The sequence below is a fragment of the Paracraurococcus lichenis genome (genome assembly GCF_030657435.1).
GTDB classification, from domain to species: domain Bacteria; phylum Pseudomonadota; class Alphaproteobacteria; order Acetobacterales; family Acetobacteraceae; genus Paracraurococcus; species Paracraurococcus lichenis.
Genome location: NZ_JAUTWS010000038.1, coordinates 33,143 through 51,193, shown reverse-complemented (window position 1 = coordinate 51,193; position 18,051 = coordinate 33,143). Strand labels below are relative to the sequence as shown.

General features: G+C 72.9%; 19 protein-coding genes. 8 read left to right on the top strand and 11 right to left on the bottom strand.

Going from position 1 to position 18,051, the window contains the following annotated elements:
* Positions 1–70 precede the first annotated feature (70 nt).
* From argB to rpmH, 6 genes are all read right to left on the bottom strand, one after another.
* Positions 71–976, bottom strand: a complete 906-nt coding sequence (argB, locus tag Q7A36_RS27000; RefSeq protein WP_305106875.1) for an acetylglutamate kinase — start codon at positions 974–976, stop codon at positions 71–73.
* Positions 977–1,162: 186 nt separating this feature from the next.
* Complete coding sequence (yihA, locus tag Q7A36_RS26995; RefSeq protein WP_305106888.1) at positions 1,163–1,825, bottom strand: ribosome biogenesis GTP-binding protein YihA/YsxC; 663 nt, start codon at positions 1,823–1,825, stop codon at positions 1,163–1,165.
* Positions 1,826–1,842: 17 nt separating this feature from the next.
* Entirely contained in the window at positions 1,843–3,648 is a 1,806-nt protein-coding gene (yidC, locus tag Q7A36_RS26990) for a membrane protein insertase YidC (protein WP_305106874.1), read from the bottom strand.
* A 9-nt stretch (positions 3,649–3,657) separates the two neighbouring features.
* Entirely contained in the window at positions 3,658–3,915 is a 258-nt protein-coding gene (yidD, locus tag Q7A36_RS26985; protein WP_305106873.1) for a membrane protein insertion efficiency factor YidD, read from the bottom strand.
* On the bottom strand, positions 3,912–4,295 hold the full coding sequence (rnpA, locus tag Q7A36_RS26980) for a ribonuclease P protein component (protein WP_305106872.1): 384 nt from the start codon (positions 4,293–4,295) through the stop codon (positions 3,912–3,914). Before rnpA ends, yidD begins: the two co-directional genes overlap by 4 nt.
* Positions 4,296–4,317: 22 nt before the next feature.
* A complete protein-coding gene (rpmH, locus tag Q7A36_RS26975) occupies positions 4,318–4,452 on the bottom strand; it encodes a 50S ribosomal protein L34 (protein WP_305106871.1) in 135 nt (44 codons plus the stop codon).
* Positions 4,453–4,651: 199 nt separating this feature from the next.
* Between rpmH and Q7A36_RS26970 the strand changes: the two genes are divergently transcribed.
* From Q7A36_RS26970 to Q7A36_RS26940, 7 genes are all read left to right on the top strand, one after another.
* On the top strand, positions 4,652–5,371 hold the full coding sequence (locus tag Q7A36_RS26970) for a TVP38/TMEM64 family protein (RefSeq protein ID WP_305106870.1): 720 nt from the start codon (positions 4,652–4,654) through the stop codon (positions 5,369–5,371).
* 62 nt (positions 5,372–5,433) lie between these two features.
* Positions 5,434–6,873 carry a dihydrolipoyl dehydrogenase family protein gene (locus Q7A36_RS26965; RefSeq protein WP_305106869.1) on the top strand — a complete coding sequence of 480 codons (1,440 nt, stop codon included), beginning with the start codon at positions 5,434–5,436 and terminating at the stop codon, positions 6,871–6,873.
* Between the two features lie 35 nt (positions 6,874–6,908).
* Positions 6,909–7,703, top strand: a complete 795-nt coding sequence (locus Q7A36_RS26960) for a 3-hydroxybutyrate dehydrogenase (protein WP_305106868.1) — start codon at positions 6,909–6,911, stop codon at positions 7,701–7,703.
* A complete protein-coding gene (locus Q7A36_RS26955; RefSeq protein ID WP_305106867.1) occupies positions 7,703–8,869 on the top strand; it encodes a patatin-like phospholipase family protein in 1,167 nt (388 codons plus the stop codon). The genes Q7A36_RS26960 and Q7A36_RS26955 overlap by 1 nt, the downstream gene beginning before the upstream one ends.
* A gap of 174 nt (positions 8,870–9,043) precedes the next feature.
* Positions 9,044–9,511, top strand: a complete 468-nt coding sequence (locus Q7A36_RS26950; protein ID WP_305106866.1) for a hypothetical protein — start codon at positions 9,044–9,046, stop codon at positions 9,509–9,511.
* 103 nt (positions 9,512–9,614) lie between these two features.
* Positions 9,615–11,288: a hypothetical protein gene (locus tag Q7A36_RS26945; RefSeq protein WP_305106865.1), complete on the top strand. Its 1,674-nt coding sequence runs from the start codon at positions 9,615–9,617 to the stop codon at positions 11,286–11,288.
* The gene (locus Q7A36_RS26940) at positions 11,285–11,800 is read left to right on the top strand and encodes a histidine phosphatase family protein (RefSeq protein WP_305106864.1); all 516 of its coding nucleotides are present in this window, start codon (positions 11,285–11,287) and stop codon (positions 11,798–11,800) included. The genes Q7A36_RS26945 and Q7A36_RS26940 overlap by 4 nt, the downstream gene beginning before the upstream one ends.
* Before the next feature lie 19 nt (positions 11,801–11,819).
* On the opposite strand, the gene rodA is transcribed toward Q7A36_RS26940, so the two are convergent.
* From rodA to Q7A36_RS26915, 5 genes are all read right to left on the bottom strand, one after another.
* The gene (gene rodA / locus Q7A36_RS26935; RefSeq protein ID WP_305106863.1) at positions 11,820–12,971 is read right to left on the bottom strand and encodes a rod shape-determining protein RodA; all 1,152 of its coding nucleotides are present in this window, start codon (positions 12,969–12,971) and stop codon (positions 11,820–11,822) included.
* Positions 12,968–14,857 carry a penicillin-binding protein 2 gene (gene mrdA, locus Q7A36_RS26930; protein ID WP_305106862.1) on the bottom strand — a complete coding sequence of 630 codons (1,890 nt, stop codon included), beginning with the start codon at positions 14,855–14,857 and terminating at the stop codon, positions 12,968–12,970. Before mrdA ends, rodA begins: the two co-directional genes overlap by 4 nt.
* Positions 14,858–14,879: 22 nt before the next feature.
* Positions 14,880–15,413: a rod shape-determining protein MreD gene (locus Q7A36_RS26925; RefSeq protein ID WP_305106861.1), complete on the bottom strand. Its 534-nt coding sequence runs from the start codon at positions 15,411–15,413 to the stop codon at positions 14,880–14,882.
* An 81-nt stretch (positions 15,414–15,494) separates the two neighbouring features.
* Positions 15,495–16,358 carry a rod shape-determining protein MreC gene (gene mreC, locus Q7A36_RS26920; RefSeq protein WP_305106860.1) on the bottom strand — a complete coding sequence of 288 codons (864 nt, stop codon included), beginning with the start codon at positions 16,356–16,358 and terminating at the stop codon, positions 15,495–15,497.
* 32 nt (positions 16,359–16,390) lie between these two features.
* Complete coding sequence (locus tag Q7A36_RS26915) at positions 16,391–17,434, bottom strand: rod shape-determining protein (RefSeq protein ID WP_305106859.1); 1,044 nt, start codon at positions 17,432–17,434, stop codon at positions 16,391–16,393.
* A gap of 245 nt (positions 17,435–17,679) precedes the next feature.
* Between Q7A36_RS26915 and Q7A36_RS26910 the strand changes: the two genes are divergently transcribed.
* Positions 17,680–17,922 (top strand): YMGG-like glycine zipper-containing protein, encoded by a 243-nt coding sequence (locus Q7A36_RS26910; protein WP_305106858.1) that lies wholly within the window; start codon positions 17,680–17,682, stop codon positions 17,920–17,922.
* Positions 17,923–18,051: the final 129 nt, after the last annotated feature.

The following is an 18,051-nucleotide window of genomic DNA, read 5'->3' as shown; positions in this document are numbered from 1 at the left end:
GATGCCCGAGTCTACCCGCCCCGGCGCCGCGATTGGCCGGATGCCGCGGAGGGTTGGACCGTCCCGCCCCTCAGGGCCGGATCAGCGTGCCCGCGGGCTTGATGAGCGTGCCGGCGCCGCCCTCGGTGAAGAGCTCGTGCAGCACCGCATGCGGCACCCGGCCGTCCAGGATGACGGCGCCCTGCACGCCCTTCTCGATGGCATAGATGCAGGTCTCGACCTTCGGGATCATGCCGCCCGAGATCCAGCCCGCCTCGATGCCGGCCCGCACCTCGGCGACCGTCATCTCCGGGATCAGGGCGCCGTCCGGCCCCTTCACGCCGCTGACATCGGTCAGCATCAGCAGCCGCTCGGCGCCCAGCGCGCCGGCGATCGCGCCCGCCACCGTATCGGCATTGATGTTGTAGGTCTGGCCGTCCACGCCGACGCCGACCGGGGCCACCACCGGCACGATATCGGCGCCGATCAGCAGCTTCAGCACCCGCGTGTCCACCGCCTCCGGCTCGCCGACGAAGCCGAGGTCGAGCACCTGCTCGATATGCGAGCCGGGGTCGCGCATGGTGCGCAGCAGCTTGCGGGCGCGGATCAGCCCGCCATCCTTGCCGGAGATGCCGACCGCGAGCGCGCCGGCGCGGGTGATGGCCTCGGCGACCTGCTTGTTGACCGGGCCGGCGAGAACCATCTCGACGACGTCGAGCATCGCCTCATCGGTCACGCGCAGGCCCTGGACGAAGGTGGACTGCACGTTCAGCCGCTTCAGCATGGCATTGATCTGCGGCCCGCCGCCATGCACCACCACCGGGCTGACGCCCACCTGCTCGAGCAGGGCGATGTCGCGGCCGAAGCGGAGCGCCGTCTCCTCCTCCCCCATGGCGTGGCCGCCATACTTCACCACGATGATCTGGTCGTCGTAGCGCTTCAGGTAGGGCAGCGCCGCTGAGAGGATCTTCATGGGGTCGGGCGTGTCGTCAGTCATCAGCCGGTGTTCCCGCGGTCTGGCGTGGCGCGCCCTTAGAACAGATCGGCAGGCGGCGAAAGCGGAGCGGGCGGGAAGTGCCCGCCGCCGCGGCCCCGATCGGGGCGCCGGGGCGGCCACGCCGCCTTCGAGGCCGGCCGCACGCTGCCGATGGTCGGCAACCCGCACAGGACCTGACCGCCGCCCTCAGGCGGCCAGCGCCGCGATCTCCGCCCGCAGTTCGGGGATCCCGAGCCCGGTCTCGCTGCTGGTGGCGATCACCAGCGGATGCCCCGCGGTATGCGCCCGGGCCAGGGCCTCGGCCTCCTCCTGCCGCTTGCGCAACCAGAAGGGCTTGGCGCCATCCGCCTTGGTCAGGACGATCTGGAAGCCGACCGCGGCGTCGTTCAGCAACTCCATCGCCGCCCGGTCGCCGGCCTTGGTCTCGATCCGTGCATCGAGCAGCAGGAAGACGCGCCGCAGCGTCGGCCGCCCGCGCAGGAAGTCGAACATCAGCCCCTGCCAGTCCGCCTTCACGCTCTTGGACGCCTGGGCGTAGCCATAGCCCGGCATGTCCACCAGCGTCAGCCGGTCTCCGAGGTTGAAGAAGTTGAGCTGCCGCGTGCGGCCCGGCGTATGGGAGACGCGGGCCAGCGCCTTCTGTCCGGTCAGCGCATTGACCAGCGAGGACTTGCCGACATTGGACCGGCCGCAGAAGGCGACCTCCGGCAGGCCCGTCGGCGGCAACTGGTCGATCCGCTGCGCGGCATAGAAGAAGGTGCATGGCCGGGCGAAGAGCAGCCGCCCGGCCTCGATCAGCGCCGCCCGCTCCTCCGGCGTGCGGGCCTCGGAGAGGCCGCCGGCCGGCAGCGGCGCGTCGGTCCCGCTCACCCCTTCTTCGGCTTCGCCGTGGCCGGCACCGCCGCCGGGATCGCCACCGCGCCGCCCGCCTGGGCCTTCCGCTGCGTCTCCATGCGCATGATGTACCACTGCTGGGCGATGGAGAGCAGGTTGTTCCAGGACCAGTAGATCACCAGGCCGGCCGGCATGCCGGCGAGCATGAAGGTGAAGATCAGCGGCATCCACTGGAAGATCTTCGCCTGCACCGGATCGGGCGGCGCCGGGTTGAGGCGCTGCTGCAGGAACATGGTCGCGCCCATGATCAGCGCCCAGGCCGGCATGTGCAGGTAATGGGTGAGCTGCGCCGGGTCGTAGGGGATCAGCCCGAACAGGTTGAACAGGTTGGTCGGGTCGGGCGCCGAGAGATCGTGGATCCAGCCGAAGAAGGGCGCGTGCCGCATCTCGATGGTGACGAAGAGCACCTTGTAGAGCGAGAAGAAGACCGGGATCTGCAGCAGGATCGGCAGGCAGCCCGAGGCCGGGTTGACCTTCTCCGTCCGGTAGAGCGCCATCATCTCGGTCTGCGCCTTGGCCGGGTCGTCCTTGTAACGCTCCCGGATCTCCTGCATCTTCGGCCCGAGCACCTTCATCCGGCTCATGGACTTGTAGGACTTGTTGGCGAGCGGGAAGAAGGCCGCCTTCAGGGCCAGGGTGAAGACCAGGATGGCGATGCCGAAGTTGCCGAAGATGTGGAACAGGAAGTCGAGGGCGAAGAAGAACGGCTTGGTCAGGAAGTAGAACCAGCCGAAATCCACCGCCTTGTCGAAGTCCGGGATGCCCAGCCGGTCGCGGTAGGCATCGAGCAGCCGCACCTCCTTCGCCCCGGCGAAGAGCCGGGTGGCCAGCGTCGCGGCGGCGCCCGGCGCCACGGCCTGCGGCGCGACCGGGGCGAAGTCCGCCTGCCAGCGGTCCTGGTTGCCCTCCGGCACGTGCCGGAAGCTCGCCTTGGTGCGGATGGCCGGGTCGATGGTGGCGATGGCGGTCAGCCAGTACTTGTCGGTGAAGCCGGCCCAGCCCGCGCCGGTCTCCTGCTCCAGGGCGAGGCCGGACTTCTTCTCGGCCTCCGACTTGCCGTCCTTGTAGGTGACCTCCTTCAGCCGGCCGTCGAGCACGCCGACGAAGCCCTCGTGCAGGATGAAGAAGCCCTGGGTCGGCGGCGTGCTCTCCCGCCGCAGGCGGCTCCAGGGCAGGACCTGCACCGGCTCGGCGCCAGTGTTCCGCACCCGCTGCTCGGCGGTGAGCATGTAGTTCTCGTCGAGGGCGAGGCCGATCTCGAAGACCTGGCCCTGGCCATTGTCCCAGCGCAGCGTCACCGGCTTGCCGGGGGCGAGCGGGCCGCCCTCGGCGGTCCAGTCCGTCTCGTTGCCCGGCACCGGCGTGCGGCCGTCGAGCGCCGTCCAGCCCCATTGCGCGTAGTAGGGCGCCGCGCCCTCCCTCGGTGCCAGCAGGCGCACCAGCGGCGAGGAGCGGTCGACGGTCTCGTGGTAGTCCTTCAGCACGAGGTCATCGAGCCGCGCGCCGCGCAGGCTGATGGTGCCCTTCACCCGCGGCCCGTCGATGTCGAGCCGCGCGGCCGGCGCCGTCGGCGCGCCGGCGGCCGGGGAGGCATCGGTCGGGGCGCCGAGCGGGCCGACCGGGCCCGGGGCGGGCGCGGGCTGCTGCACCTGCGCCGCCTGCTGCTGCTGGGCGAGCCTGGCCCGCTCCGCCTCGCGCGCCGGGCGGTTGACGAAATCGAAGAGCAGCAGGATGCCGATGGAGATGGCGATCGCCGCGAGCAGGCGCTTCTGGTCCATGGGACGGGGTCAGCCTTTCGGGACCGGCTGGAACATAGGGGGATCGCGCGGCGGGACCGGATCGTAGCCGCCGGGATGCCAGGGGTTGCAGCGCAGGATGCGGCGGCCGGCCAGCGCGGCGCCCCGCAGGGCGCCATGGGTGGCCAGTGCCTCCAGCGCGTAATGGCTGCAGGTCGGGTGGAAGCGGCAATGCGCGCCGATGAAGGGGCGGAGCGTCCACTGATAGGCGATGACGGCGCCGCGCAGGGCCTGGGCGCCCGGGCTCATGGCGCGGGCTCCGCCGTGGGCGCGGGCTGCGCCGGCGCGTCCAGCGGGACGCCGGCCTGGCGCAGCGCGCCGCGCAGGTCGCCGAGCAGCTTGTCCCAGGCGCGCCGGCCGGTCTCGTCGCGCGCGATCAGCACCAGGTCCCAGCCGGCCGGCGGGGCGGCGCCGAGGGTCAGGCGCGCCGCCTCGCGCAGCCGGCGCTTGGCGCGGTTGCGGATGACGGCGTTGCCGATCTTCTTCGTCGCGGTGAAGCCGAGGCGCAGCCCGCCTTGCGGTTGCGGCAGCGCCTGCAGGACCAGGCCCGGGCGGGCGGCCTTCCGCCCCTTCCCGGCCACCTTCAGGAACTCGCCGCGCCGGGTCAGTCTGGGCAGGCGGCCCGGCATGGCAAGCCTCCGCTTCGCCGGCTCAGGCGCTGAGCTTGGCGCGGCCCTTGGCACGGCGGTTGGCCAGGACCTTGCGGCCGCCCACCGTGGCCATGCGGGTGCGGAAGCCATGCCGGCGCTTCCGGACGAGCTTCGAGGGCTGATAGGTACGCTTCACGGTCGATCTCCGTCAGGAAAGGCGTCGGAGCGGCACCGGGCGGGCACGCTGCGGCGACGGCCGGCGACCCTGGCAGCGGGCCCCGGCGAAGGGGCGCACCTATAGGGAGGGCGGGGCCACTCCGTCAATCGCGGCGGTGCGGTGGCGCGGAACTCCTGGCTCGGGTAACGCGATGCCGCGCGGAGACGAATCCCGGCCCATGCCCCCCGACACCCCCTCCCCCCGCCCGGGCTGGACCCGGCTCTGGCCGCTCGGCCTGATCCTGGCGGCGCTCGGCCTCGCCTATGCGCTCGGCCTGCAGCGGTACCTGTCCTTCGAGGCGCTGGCCGAGCACCGTGCCGCGCTCGCCGCCTTCGTCGCGGCGCGGCCGGTCGCGGCGCCGCTGCTCTATGTCCTTCTCTATGTCGCGGTGGTCGCCTTCTCCCTCCCCGGCGGGGCGGTGATGACGCTGGCCGGCGGCTTCCTCTTCGGCCCCTGGCTCGGCGCCGCGGCCGCGGTGCTGGGCGCGACGCTCGGCGCCTGCGCCCTCTTCCTCGCCGCCCGCCATGCGCTGGCCGAGACGCTGGCGCACCGCGCCGGCCCGTTGATGGCGAAGCTGCGGGAGGGGCTGGCGCGCGACGGCTTCTGGTACCTGCTCTCGCTGCGGCTGCTGCCGGTGGTGCCCTTCTGGCTGGCCAACCTCGCCCCGGCGCTGGCCGGCATGCCGCTCGCGCCCTATGCCGGCGCGACCTTCCTCGGGATCATCCCGGCAACGGTGGTCTTCGCCGGCATCGGCGCCGGGCTCGGCCAGGTGATCGAGGCCGGCGGGCGGCCGGACCTCTCGGTGATCCTCTCGCCCGGCATCCTGCTGCCGCTGGTCGGCCTCGCGGCGCTCTCGCTGCTCGGCGCCTGGTGGCGGCGCCGGCGCGGGGGCCGATGACGCAGGGGCGCGGCGTCGCGCCTGCCCCATCTGATCCGCAACGACCGAGGAAAGAGCACGACATGCCGGATTTCGACGTGGCGGTGATCGGCGCCGGGGCGGCGGGCCTGTCCGTCGCCGCCATCGGCAGCGGCCTCGGCCTCAGGGTCGCGCTGATCGAGCGCGGCCGGATGGGCGGCGACTGCCTGAACTATGGCTGCGTCCCCTCCAAGGCACTGCTCGCCGCCGCGCATGCCGCGGCCGAGGCGCGGCGGGCCGGTCGCCTCGGCATTCGCCTGCCGGAGCCGGAGGTGGACTGGGCCGCCGTGCGGGCGCATGTCCGGGGCGCCATCGACCGCATCGCGCCGAACGACAGCGCGGCGCGCTACCGCGGCATGGGCGTGGAGGTGGTCGAGGCCACGGCCCGCTTCACCGCGCCGGACGAGATCGAGGCCGGCGGGCGACGCCTGACCTTCCGTCGCGCCGTCATCGCCGCCGGCAGCGCCGCCGTCGTGCCGGAGATCCCGGGCCTCGGCGCGGTGCCCTTCCTGACCAACGAGACGCTCTTCGACCTCGAGGAACGTCCGGCCCACCTGCTGATTCTGGGCGGCGGGCCGATCGGCCTCGAGATGGCGCAGGCGCATGCCTGGCTCGGCTGCCGGGTGACGGTGATCGAGGCAGCGCCGCGCGTCGCGGTGCGGGAGGACGAGGAGCTGGCGGACGGGGTGCGCGCCGCCCTCGCGGCCGACGGGGTCGCCTTCCGCGAGGGGGCGAAGCTGCTGCGCCTCGAGCCCGGGACCGGCGCCGACCGCGTCGTCGCGGTGCTGGACGGGGGAGAGCGGATCGCCGGCAGCCACCTGCTGCTGGCGGTGGGCCGGGCGCCGCGGCTGGAGGGCCTCGGGCTGGAGGCGGCCGGCATCGAGGCCGGGCCGCGCGGCATCCGCACCCGGCCGGACCTCCGCTCCGTCTCCAACCGCCGGGTCTGGGCGGTGGGCGACATCGCCGATCCGGAGGGCATCGGGCCCCGCGCCTTCACCCATGTCGCCGGCCAGCATGCCGGGGTGCTGGTCCGCGCCATGCTGTTCCGGCTGCCCGGCACGAGGGTGGACTACGCCGCCCTGCCGCGGGTGACCTATACCGACCCGGAACTCGCCCAGGTCGGCCTGACCGAGGAGGAGGCGCGCGCCGCCGGCCACACGGACCTCCGCATCCAGCGCTGGCCGCTCTCGGAGAATGACCGCGCCATCGCCGAGGGCCGGGCGGAGGGGCTGGTCAAGCTGGTCGCCACGCCGGGGGGCCGCCTGCTCGGCGCCGGCATCCTGGCGCCGCGGGCGGGCGACATGGCCGGGCTCTACGGGCTGATGATCGGCCGCAGGCTGCCGCTCTCGGCCCTGGCCTCCATGGTCCTCCCCTATCCCACGCTCTCCGAGGGGGGCAAGCGCGCGGCAGGCGATTTCTATGCCCCCCGGCTGTTGTCCCCCTTCACGAAGCGCCTTATCGGCTTGCTCAAGCGCCTGCCTTGAGCGTTCATGCCGCACCTGCGAAGGAGCCCACCCCGATGGAAAAGATCCTGACCGGCCGCACCGCCCTGGTGACCGGCAGCACCAGCGGCATCGGCCTCGGCATCGCCCAGCTCTATGCCGAGGCAGGCGCCAAGGTGATGCTGAACGGCTTCGGCAAGCCGGAGGAGATCGCCCGGGCCCGGGCCGAGGTGGGCGCCGCCATGGGCGTCGCCGAGGCACCCTATTCCGCCGCTGACCTCTCCAAGCCCGCCGCCGTCCGGCAGATGGTGCAGGAGGCGCAGGAGACGCTCGGCACCCTCGACATCCTCGTGAACAATGCCGGCATCCAGTTCGTCGCGCCGATCGACGAATTCCCCGACGACAAGTTCGAGGCCATCATGGCCATCAACTTCTCCTCGAACTGGTATGCCATCAAGGCGGCGCTGCCGGGCATGAAGCAGCGCGGCTGGGGCCGCATCATCAACATCGCCTCGGCGCATGGCCTCATCGCCTCGGCGGAGAAGTCGGCCTATGTCTCGGCCAAGCACGCGGTGGTCGGCCTGACCAAGACCGTCGCCCTCGAGATCGCCCGCAGCCACATCACCTGCAACGCCATCTGCCCCGGCTTCGTCCGCACGCCGCTGGCCGAGGCGCAGCTTCCGCCGCTCGCCAAGGCGCATGGCGTCTCGGAGGAGGCCGCGCTGACCGATTTCCTGCTGGTGCACCAGCCCTCCAAGCGCTGGGTGGAGGTGGAGGACATCGCCCGCATGGCGCTGCATCTCTGCGGCCCGGGCAGCGACGGCTTCAACGGCGCGGCGATCTCCATCGACGGGGGCTGGCTGGCGAACTGATGCCGAAGGACGACGACGGCGCCGGGCGCAAGCCCGGCACCGCGAGAGAGGGGCGCCCGGACGGCGACCTGCGGGGCGAAGGGCCGCTGCCCGAGGCGCTGGTGCCGGAGCCCCAGGCGCCGCCCGCGCCCGCCGTGGCGAAGCCGGTCGCGACCAAGCGGCTGAACCTCGCGCTGCAGGGCGGCGGCACGCATGGCGCCTTCACCTGGGGCGTGCTGGAGCGGCTGCTGGAGGACGAGCGGCTGGTCTTCGACGCCGTCTCCGGCACCTCGGCCGGCGCCATCAATGCCGCGATCTTCGTCCAGGGCCTGGCCGAGGGCGGGCGGGAGGGGGCGCGCCGCGCCCTCGACAAGGTCTGGCGCGCGGTCGCCTCCAAGCTCGCCATCAGCCCGCTGCGCAACACGCCGATCGAGAAGGCGCTCTGGGGCTACGACCTGACCTATTCGGTCGCCTACCAGACCTTCGACACGCTGAGCCGCGTCTTCTCCCCCTACCAGCTCAGCCCCTTCCTGCTGGAGTTCAACCCGCTGCGGCAGGTGCTGGTGGAGAACCTCGACGAGGCGCGGCTGAAGCGCGACCCGAAGGCGATCCGGCTCTTCATCAGCGCGACCAATGTCCGGACGGGCAAGCCGCGGATCTTCACCCGGACCGAGGTGAACACCGACGTCATCCTCGCCTCCGCCTGCCTGCCGAACATCTTCCGGGCGGTGGAGATCGAGGGCGAGGCCTATTGGGACGGCGGCTATCTCGGCAATCCCGCGATCTGGCCGCTCTACTACGAGCGCGGCGCGCCCGACATCCTGCTGGTGCAGATCAACGCCATCATGCGCGACGAACTGCCCACCACGCCATCGGACATCATGAACCGGCTGAACGAGATCAGCTTCAACGCCTCGCTCATGGCGGAGATGCGGGCGATCGACTTCGTGCAGCGGCTGCTCGATTCCGGACGGCTGGAGCAGCCACGCTACCGCCGCATCTTCCTCCATTGCGTGGAGGACGAGGCGCGCATGCGGCAGTTCAAGCTCTCGACCAAGCTGAACGGCGACTGGGAATTCCTGCAGACCCTGCGCCGCTATGGCTGGGAGGCGGCGGACCGCTTCCTCGCCGAGCATTTCGAGACCCTGGGGCGGGAGAGCACGCTGGACATCCAGCGCTACCTGTAGCGCCAATCGCCACGGGGCGGACACGCCGGAAGACTCCGCCCTCCCTGTGGCGTGCATGCGCTCCGGGCCGCACTGCGCCGCAGCGGTCGGAACGAGTGGCGCGCGCCACAGCCGGCCGCTGTGCCGCGGCCCAGCCTGCCTTCGCCGGGATATTTCAGCGAAGGATTGCCCGTGATGCCTTGGGTCAACACCACGACGAAGCAGGACTATGCCTCCGGCCACCTGCGCCTGGCCGGCGGCGGCGACGCCGACATCTTCAGCAAGCCGGGCCGCCAGACCCGCGTCGAGCTCAACACCAGCAACCTGCGGGTGGACGATGCCGGCGGCAACATCCTGGTGGACGTCTTCTACTCGGTCCGCGAGATGCGGACGAACAACACCTTCCTCACCTGGAGCGGCACGGCGCAGCTCCCCATTCCGGCGGATGCGCGCAAGCACGCCGCCGTCATCCAGGACACCCGCAACTACACGCAGTCCTGGATCGTGCTGGGCGAGCACCATGACTGGATGCCGCTCGACAATGTCGAGGGCACGATCGTCGAGCGCGGGCAGTACCGCATCGACGGCCCGGGCGACGACCTCGACAATGCCGGCATCCAACTGACGCTGCGCGCCGGGCTGCGCTACTTCGACGGGCAGTAGGCCGGCGACGCGCGCCGGCGCGGCCGGCCTGTGCGGGCGGGCCGGCGCATCCCCGCCGTCGCCGCCGCGTTGCCGCAGCGGCAGGGGCGGAGGGCAGCGGGGCATGCTGGTCTATGGCGACCGGGGGCGGTGCGAGGACCCGCGTGACATGCTCGCCCGCCTCTCCGCCATGCGGTCCCGCCTCGCCGGCGCGCCGGCCGGCCTCGCGCGCCAGGCCGCCCTCGCCGGCCTGCTGATCGAGGCCGGCGCCCTGCTGCAGGGCATCGCGGATGCGGAGCGCGCCGGGCGCGGCGTGGACGATGCCTCGCCGGCGCAGGAGGCGGTCGCCGCGCTGCTGCTCGGCCTCGCCCGCGCCCTGCACGCCGCCTGGCACGGCGCGGCGGCGCCGCTGCCGGAGATCCCGCGCCTGCCGGACCTGCCGGAGCGGGTCGAGACGCGCCTCGCGGAGGGCTTCGCCTTCTACGCCCTCTATCCCGAGACCTATGCCCTCGCCGCCGCCGCCTCCGGCCTGCCGCCCGCGACGCGGGTCCTCGGCCTGCGCAGCATCGGCGCGCCGCTCGGGGCCATGGTCGCGGCCGGGCTCGGTGCCGCGGCGCCGGTGACGCTGCGCCCCGTCGGGCACCCCTTCCGGCGGGAGTTGGCCGTGGCGCCGGACCTCGCGGCCAGGCTGGCCGGCGATGCGCCGGTCGCGGTGGTGGACGAGGGGCCGGGGCTGTCGGGCAGTTCCTTCGGCGCGACCGCGGACTGGCTGGAGGCGCGCGGCGTGCCGCCCGGCCGCATCGCCTTCTTCCCGAGCCACGGCAACCCGCCGGGCGCCATGGCCGATCCGCGCCACCGCGCCCGCTGGGAGGGCGCGGCGCGCCACTGCTATGCCTTCGAGGCGGCCGTGCAGCCGCGCCTTGCGGACTGGGCGGCCGACCTGGTCGGGCCGGCGGAGGGGCCGCTGCAGGACGTCTCCGGCGGCGCCTGGCGCGGCAGGCGCCAGGCAGTCGGGGCGGATTGGCCGCCGGCGCATCCGGCGCAGGAGCGGCGGAAATACCTGCTGCCCGCCGGGGGCAGGACCTGGCTGCTGAAATTCGCCGGCCTCGGCGCCGAGGGCGAGCGCAAGGCGGAACGCGCGCGCCGCCTGGCCGAGGCGGGCTTCGCACCGCCGGTCGCGGGCTGGCGGCACGGCTTCCTGGTGCAGCGCTGGCTGGTGGAGGCGCGGCCGCTCGATCCCGCACAGACCGACCGCGACCGGCTGGCGGCGCGGGTCGGCGCGTATCTGGAATTCCGTGCCCACGCCTTCCCCGCCGCGCCGGACCGCGGCGCCGGCCCCGCCGAGCTGCACGCCATGGCGCGGCACAACACGGCGGCGGCGCTCGGCGAGGATGCCGCGCGCGGCCTCGACCGCTGGACGCCCGGCGAGCTCGCCACGCTCGCCCGCCGCGCCCGCCCGGTCGAGACCGACAACCGGCTGCAGGCCTGGGAATGGCTGCTGCTGCCGGATGGTCGGCTGCTGAAGGCCGATGCGGTGGACCACCATGCCGCGCACGACCTCATCGGCTGCCAGGACATCGCCTGGGACGTCGCGGGGGCGATGGTCGAGCTCGGCATCCGGCCGGAGGTGGAGGCCGACCCGGCGCTGCTGGAGTTCCTGCTGCCCTGCTACTGCGCCTTCCAGCTCGGCGCCTGGAGCATGGCGCTGGACGCCGCGCCCGATGCGGCGGAGGCGGCGCGGCTGCGCGGGACGGTGGACCGCTACGCCGCGCGGCTGCGGGAGGCGCTGGGCCGATGATCCTGCTGCGCCACGGCCAGAGCGAGTTCAACCGGCTGTTCCACGCGACCGGCCGCGATCCCGGCATTCCGGATGCGCCGCTGACGCCGCTCGGCGAGGCGCAGGCGGCGGCGGCGGCCGAGGCGCTGGCCGGCGAGGACATCCGCCGCATCCTCTGCTCCCCCTATACCCGCGCGCTGCAGACGGCGGCGCCGGTCGCGCGGCGGCTGGGCCTGCCGGTCACCGTGACGCCCGCGGTGCGGGAGCGCTACTCCGCGAGCTGCGACATCGGCTCTGGCCGGGCGGCACTGGCCCTGGCCTGGCCAGCGCTCGACCTCTCGGGGATCGAGGAGGTGTGGTGGCCGCCGGTCGAGGAGCCGCACGCGCAGTTCGAGGCGCGCTGCGCCCTGTTCCGGGCAGAGATGGCGGCGCTACCGGACCGTGCGCATACGCTGGTGGTCTGCCACTGGGGCGTCATCCGGGCGCTGACCGGCCGCGATGCCGGCAACGGGGAATGGCTGCGGCTGCCGTGACCGGAGGCGCCCGCTGCGGCTACTCCCTGGCCGGCCCGAACTCGGCGTCGCGGTGGACATGCACCGACATCAGCACGCCGAAGCCCAGCATGGTCGTCAGCATCGCCGAGCCGCCATGCGAGATCAGCGGCAGCGGCACCCCGCCCACCGGGATGCTGCCCGTCACCATGGCGATGTTGACGAAGACGTAGAGGAAGATGTTGGTCCCGAGCCCGATCGCCAGCAGCCGGCCGAACTGGTGCCGGCAGCGGAAGGCGACGAAGTAGCAGAACAGCACCACCAGGGTGAGCATGCCGAGGACGGTCAGCGCCCCGACCAGCCCGAACTCCTCCGCGATCATGGTGAAGATGAAGTCGGTCTGCTTCTCCGGCAGAAAGTTCAGGTGGCCCTGCGTTCCCTGCATGAAGCCCTTGCCCCACCAGCCGCCGGAGCCGAGCGCGATCTTCGACTGGATGATGTTGTAGCCCGCGCCGAGCGGATCGCTCTCCGGGTCGAGGAAGGTGGTGATCCGCGCCTTCTGGTAGTCCCGCAGGTGGTCGTAGGCGATCGGCGCGGCGATGCCGACGCCGCCCAGGATGAGCGCGAATTTCCACAACCGCACGCCGGCGGCGAAGAAGATGGCGCCGCCGATCATGGCGGTGATCAGCCCGGTGCCGAGATTGGGCTGCTTCAGGATCAGCCCGACCGGCACCAGCACCATGATGGCGGGCGGGACGAGGAAGAGCGGGTTGCCGACGCGCTCCCAGCTCGCCCGCTGGAACCAGGCGGCCAGCGCGATCGAGAGCAGGATCTTCATGAGCTCCGAGGGCTGCAACTGCAGCGGGCCGATATCGATCCAGCGCTGCGCGCCCTTGCCGACATTGCCGTGCAGCAGCACCAGCACCAGCAGCCCGAGGCCGAGCGCATAGCCGAGCCAGGCGAAGCGCGCGATCAGCCGGATGTCGAGGACGGCGACCGAGAGCATGAGCACCAGGCCGAAGCCGAAGCGCAGCGCATGCTTGGCCGCATAGGCCTCCGGCCCGTTGCCGGCGCTGTAGAGTGCGACATAGCCGACCGCGGCCAGCGCGCTCAGCAGCAGCACGAAGGGCCAGGGGATCTGCCAGAATTTCTGCAGCAGCCCGTTGCCGCGGTCGCGCGTCAGCAGCCGCCGCTCGAAGACCGTGCTGCTCATGTCCGCGGTCCCTCCGCCACTCGCTGGCCGGGCGCCGGCGGCGGGGCGGGCGGCGATCTGAAGCGGTTGAACACCTCCACCAGCGCCTCCCGCGCCAGCGGCGCCGCGGCGCCCGCGCCGCTCATGCCATGCTCCACCACCACGCTCACGGCATAGACCGGGTTGTCATAGGGGGCGAAGGCGACGAAGAGCGCATGCGGCCGCCACTCCCGCGGCTGGCTCTCCGCCTTGAAGCCGTGCTCGCGCTGCTCGCGCGAGACGCGCCGGACCTGCACCGAGCCGGTCTTGCCCGCCATGACGCCGAACTGGCCGGGCAGGCGGGCGCCGAGCGCGGTGCCGCCGGGCTCGTTCACCACCGCCCACATCCCCTCCCGCATCAGCTTCAGGTCGCGCTCGGGGATGCCGAGGCTCGGCCAGTCCTCCGCCCGGCCGCCGCGCACCGGCCGGCCGCCGAGGCTGCGCGTCAGGTGCGGCTGCACCGCCCGGCCGGTCGCGAGGCGCGCGGCCATGGTGGCGAGGGCGAGCGGGGTGATCTGGTAGAAGCCCTGGCCGATGCCGTGCACCACGGTGTCGCCGAGGTTCCAGGGCTTGCCCTGCGCCTGCCGCCAGGCGCGCGTCGGCACCAGGCCCTTCTTCGTCCCCGGCAGCTCGATCTCGAGGTCGACGCCCAGGCCGAAGCGGTTCGCCATGGCGGCGATGCGGTCGATGCCGGTGCGCTTGGCGACCTCGTAGAAATAGACGTCGCAGGAGAGCTTGAGTGCATTGCGCATGTCCAGGCTGCCATGGCCGTGCTTCTGCCAGCAATGGAAGCGCGTATCGCCGAGGTCGAAATGGCCGGGGCAGAAGACCCGGTCGGCGGGCGTCACCGCCTTCGCCTCCAGCCCGGCCAGCGCCACCATCATCTTGAAGGTGGAGCCCGGGGCGTAGAGGCCGTTGGTCGCCTTGTTGATCAGCGGGGTCGCGCGGTTGCGGGTCCAGTCCCGCCACTGCGCCGCGGAGACGCCGGCATTGAAGACGTTCGGGTCGAAGGAGGGCTGCGAGGCCATGGCCAGCACCTCCCCGTTCCGCGCATCCAGCACGACGATGCTGGTGCCCTCCTCGATCCTCTCGCGCAGCGCCCGCTGCAGCCCGGCATCGACCGAGATCTGCACGTCCTGGCCCGGCACGCCCTCCCGCCGGTCGAGCTCGCGGATCACCCGGCCGACGGCATTGACCTCGAGCTGCACGGCGCCGGCGCGGCCGCGCAGCGCCAGGTCGTGGAACTTCTCGATCCCGGCGCGGCCGACGCGGATGCCGGGCAGCTCCAGCAGCGGGTCGCCGTCCATGTCGCGCTCGGCCGGCGGGGCGACATAGCCGACGATATGGGAGAGGTGCTCGGTCTCGGGATAGAGGCGCGTGGTGCCGACATCGATGACGATGCCGGGCAGGTCGGGCGCATTGACCTCGATCCGCGCCATCTCCTCCCAGCTCAGGAAATCGCGCACGGCGACCGGCACGAAGCGGCGGCGGCGGCGCAGCTCACGCTCGATCCGCGCCCGCTCGTGGTCCTGCAGCGGCAGGATGCGGGAGAGGGTCTCGAGCGTCGCCCCGACATCCTGGGTCTGCTCCGCGACCAGCAGGGCGCGCCAGTTCAGCCGGTTGCCGGCGACGACCTGGCCGTTGCGGTCCAGCACCTGGCCGCGCGGCGGCGGGAGCAGGCGGGCGGAGACCCGGTTCTCCTCCGCCATGGTCCGGTAGCGCTCGCCTTCCTCCGATTGCAGCCGGTAGAGCCGGGTGCCGAGGACGCCGAACAGCGCGACCTGGCCGAGGCCGAGCGCCAGCGCGCGCCGCGTGAAGACGCCGCGGCGCTTCTCCTCCTCCCGCCGGACGCCCTTGCCCAGGCTCATGGCGCGCTCCCCGCGCGACGGCTCATGGCGCGCTCTCCGCCCGGATCATCGCCTCATGCGCCCGCGTCAGGGGCCAGGCCAGCAGCGGGTAGAGCCCGGCGGTCAGCACGGCCTGCCAGAAGCCCGGCGGCAAGGGCAGCATCCGCCAGGTCAGCAGGGCCTGCAGCGCCCCGCCCAGCGCCGCGGCGCCGGCGGTGAAGCCGCAGAAGGCCAGCCAGACCAGCAGGAAGGACTGCCGCACCAGGACGCGCCGCCAGCGCGCGGCGAGGCCGTGCACCACCAGCAGCACCAGCACGCCGGTGCCGGGCGGCGCCGCGGTCAGCAGGTCCTGCAGCAGGCCGAGCCCGAAGACCGCCGGCGGCGGCAGCGCCGCGGGGCGGAAGACCGACCAGAAGAAGACGCAGGGCAGCGCCGCCGCCGCGACCAGGCCGAAGGCGCCGACCGGCACGGCCGCCAGCAGCATCAGCAGCGCGGTGCTCCCGCCCGGCAGGACGGCGCGGGCCAGCGCGTCGATCTGCCGCAGCAGGCCGGAAGCGGGCGCCGGCCGTCCCTTCATGCGCGCCTAGGGCCCGTCCGCGGCAGGCTGGCGGGACGGCGGCGCGGACAGGCCCGGCCGGAGACCATCTGCGCACATGCCCTAGCGCCTCGGCCTCGGCTCGGGCCGCGCCACCGCCTCCGGTGGCAGGATGCCGGAGAGGCCGTAGTCGAAGAGCCGCAGCACATCCAGCCGGTCCAGCCGGGCGAAGAGCTCGACCTCGAAGCCGCCGGAGGGGCTCTCCCGCACCACGCCGACGGGCAGGCCGGCGGGGAAGGCATTCGCCTCGGCGCTGGTCACCACGCGGTCGCCCTCCTGCGGCTGGGTGCCGGCCGGCCAGTATTGCAGGCGCGGCCGGGCGCCGTTGGTGCCGACCATCATGGCCCTGGCACGGCTGCCCTCCAGCACCACCGGGATGCGGCTGTTCATGTCGGTCGCCAGCAGCACGCGGGCGGAGCGGTTGCCCACCTCCGTCACCCGGCCGGCAAGGCCGCGGTCGTCGAGCGCCACCTGGCCCTTGCGCACGGGATGGTTCGGCCCGGCCGCCAGCAGCACGGCGCGGGCATAGGTCCCGCCGCCATCGGCGACGACGCGGGCGGTGGTATAGGCCGGCGCCGCCTCCGGCACGAAGGCGAGCTGGCGGCGCAGCATGGCATTCTCGGCCTCCAGCGCCAGCGCCGCGGCCTGCCAGCGGTGCAGCCGCTCGTTCTCCTCCCGCAGCCGGGCATTCTCGCTGCGCAGCGCGAGCAGCAGCCCGGCCTCCCGGACCGCGTCGCGCGCCGCCGAGACCGGCTGCTGCAGCACCCCCCAGATCGGCGTCAGGGCATCGGCCAGCGCCATGCGCGCCCGTTCCGCCAGCACGGCATCCGCCTTGCCGAGCAGCATGGTGCCGAAGGCCGCGGCGATCAGCACGGGCAGGGTCAGGCGCGCGAGCGCCAGCCGCAGGGGGACGCTGAGACGGATCACGGGTTTTCCGCGGGCCTCACCTCAAGGTGCCATCAATACATCGAACTCAGCACCTGGCGAAGCCGCTTCATCTCCTCGAGCGCGCGGCCCGTGCCGAGCGCCACGCAGGAGAGCGGCTCCTCCGCCACCACCACCGGCAGGCCGGTCGCGGCGCGTAGAACCTCATCCAGCCGGTGCAGCAGGGCGCCGCCGCCGGTCAGCACGATGCCCTTGTCCACGATGTCGGCGGCAAGCTCGGGCGGGGTGTTCTCGAGGGCCACCTTGACCGCTTCCACGATCTGCCCGACCGGCTCGGCCAGGCTCTCGGAAATCTGCCGCTGGCTGACCACCACCTCGCGCGGGACGCCGTTCATCAGGTCGCGGCCCTTCACCTCGGTCAGCGGGCCCTCGTCGCCATCGTCCGGGACCGCGGCGGCGCCGATCTCCATCTTGATCCGCTCGGCGCTGCTCTCGCCGATCAGCAGGTTGAAGTGCCGGCGGATGTAACTGATGATCGCCTCGTCCATCTTGTCGCCGCCGACGCGCACGCTGCGGGCATAGACGATGCCGCCGAGCGAGATGACCGCGACCTCCGTCGTGCCGCCGCCGATATCGACGACCATCGAGCCCGAGGGCTCGGTCACCGGCAGGCCGGCGCCGATCGCGGCGGCCATCGGCTCCTCGATCAGCAGGACCTTGCGGGCGCCGGCGCTCTCGGCGCTCTCCTGGATGGCGCGGCGCTCGACCGCCGTGCTGCCGGAGGGGACGCAGACGATGATCATCGGCGAGGCGAAGCTGCGCCGGTTGTGCACCTTCCGGATGAAGTGCTTGATCATCTCCTCCGCCACCTCGAAATCGGCGATGACGCCGTCACGCAGCGGGCGGATGGCGGCGATGTTGCCGGGGGTGCGGCCGAGCATCATCTTCGCCTCCTCCCCCACCGCGAGCACCTGCTTGCGGCCGCGGTGGTCGGCGATGGCGACGACGCTCGGCTCGTTCAGCACGATGCCCCGACCCTTCACATAGACCAGCGTGTTCGCGGTCCCGAGGTCGATGGCCATGTCGGCCGAGAGGAAGCCGAACAGGCGAGAGAACATGCGAAGGAAACCTTCCACTCGGATGGCGTGACGCGCCGCGGCGCCCGGCCGGGCCAGCGCCCGGGAATCACGTTTGCGGGGGTTCGGACGGCCGCCGTGGCTTACCCGGCGGCCGTTCCGGGCTCAAGTCTCCTGTCCGCCTTCCAATCAATTCCGCCTTCGTGGGAGCCGGCGGCGTCGAATGCGCAACCGGACCGAACCGAGCCGCGTTTCCAGGGTCCCTTGCAATTACGAGGAGACACCAGATGACGAAGACCGGACTCGCCCTGCTCACCCTCGCCGCCCTCGGCCTTGGCGCCTGCGGCTACTCGACGGGGGACCGCGCGGTTTCGGGCGGCCTGCTCGGCGCGGGCGCGGGTGCGGGCATCGGCGCGCTGACCGGCGGCAGCGCCGGCACCGGCGCGTTGATCGGCGGCGCGGCGGGTGCGGCCGGCGGCGCGCTCACCAGCGGGCGGGACGTCAATCTCGGCCGGCCGGCCTGGCGCTGAGGCGAGGACCGGGTCGCCGCAGCGCCTCCCCGATGCGGGATGACGGGACGGCAATCCGCAAGAACGGAATCCGTCATCCCAAGCATAGTGACCGGCGGGACCCGCATCGGCCCCGCCGAATCATGATGC

Bases quoted from the DNA above. Each gene is read 5' to 3' on its own strand.
- argB (WP_305106875.1), bottom strand. From the start codon at position 976: ATGACTGACGACACGCCCGACCCCATGAAGATCCTCTCAGCGGCGCTG.
- yidC (WP_305106874.1), bottom strand. From the start codon at position 3,648: ATGGACCAGAAGCGCCTGCTCGCGGCGATCGCCATCTCCATCGGCATC.
- yidD (WP_305106873.1), bottom strand. From the start codon at position 3,915: ATGAGCCCGGGCGCCCAGGCCCTGCGCGGCGCCGTCATCGCCTATCAG.
- rnpA (WP_305106872.1), bottom strand. From the start codon at position 4,295: ATGCCGGGCCGCCTGCCCAGACTGACCCGGCGCGGCGAGTTCCTGAAG.
- Q7A36_RS26970 (WP_305106870.1), top strand. From the start codon at position 4,652: ATGCCCCCCGACACCCCCTCCCCCCGCCCGGGCTGGACCCGGCTCTGG.
- Q7A36_RS26965 (WP_305106869.1), top strand. From the start codon at position 5,434: ATGCCGGATTTCGACGTGGCGGTGATCGGCGCCGGGGCGGCGGGCCTG.
- Q7A36_RS26960 (WP_305106868.1), top strand. From the start codon at position 6,909: ATGGAAAAGATCCTGACCGGCCGCACCGCCCTGGTGACCGGCAGCACC.
- Q7A36_RS26955 (WP_305106867.1), top strand. From the start codon at position 7,703: ATGCCGAAGGACGACGACGGCGCCGGGCGCAAGCCCGGCACCGCGAGA.
- Q7A36_RS26950 (WP_305106866.1), top strand. From the start codon at position 9,044: ATGCCTTGGGTCAACACCACGACGAAGCAGGACTATGCCTCCGGCCAC.
- Q7A36_RS26945 (WP_305106865.1), top strand. From the start codon at position 9,615: ATGCTGGTCTATGGCGACCGGGGGCGGTGCGAGGACCCGCGTGACATG.
- Q7A36_RS26940 (WP_305106864.1), top strand. From the start codon at position 11,285: ATGATCCTGCTGCGCCACGGCCAGAGCGAGTTCAACCGGCTGTTCCAC.
- rodA (WP_305106863.1), bottom strand. From the start codon at position 12,971: ATGAGCAGCACGGTCTTCGAGCGGCGGCTGCTGACGCGCGACCGCGGC.
- mrdA (WP_305106862.1), bottom strand. From the start codon at position 14,857: ATGAGCCTGGGCAAGGGCGTCCGGCGGGAGGAGGAGAAGCGCCGCGGC.
- Q7A36_RS26925 (WP_305106861.1), bottom strand. From the start codon at position 15,413: ATGAAGGGACGGCCGGCGCCCGCTTCCGGCCTGCTGCGGCAGATCGAC.
- Q7A36_RS26915 (WP_305106859.1), bottom strand. From the start codon at position 17,434: ATGTTCTCTCGCCTGTTCGGCTTCCTCTCGGCCGACATGGCCATCGAC.
- Q7A36_RS26910 (WP_305106858.1), top strand. From the start codon at position 17,680: ATGACGAAGACCGGACTCGCCCTGCTCACCCTCGCCGCCCTCGGCCTT.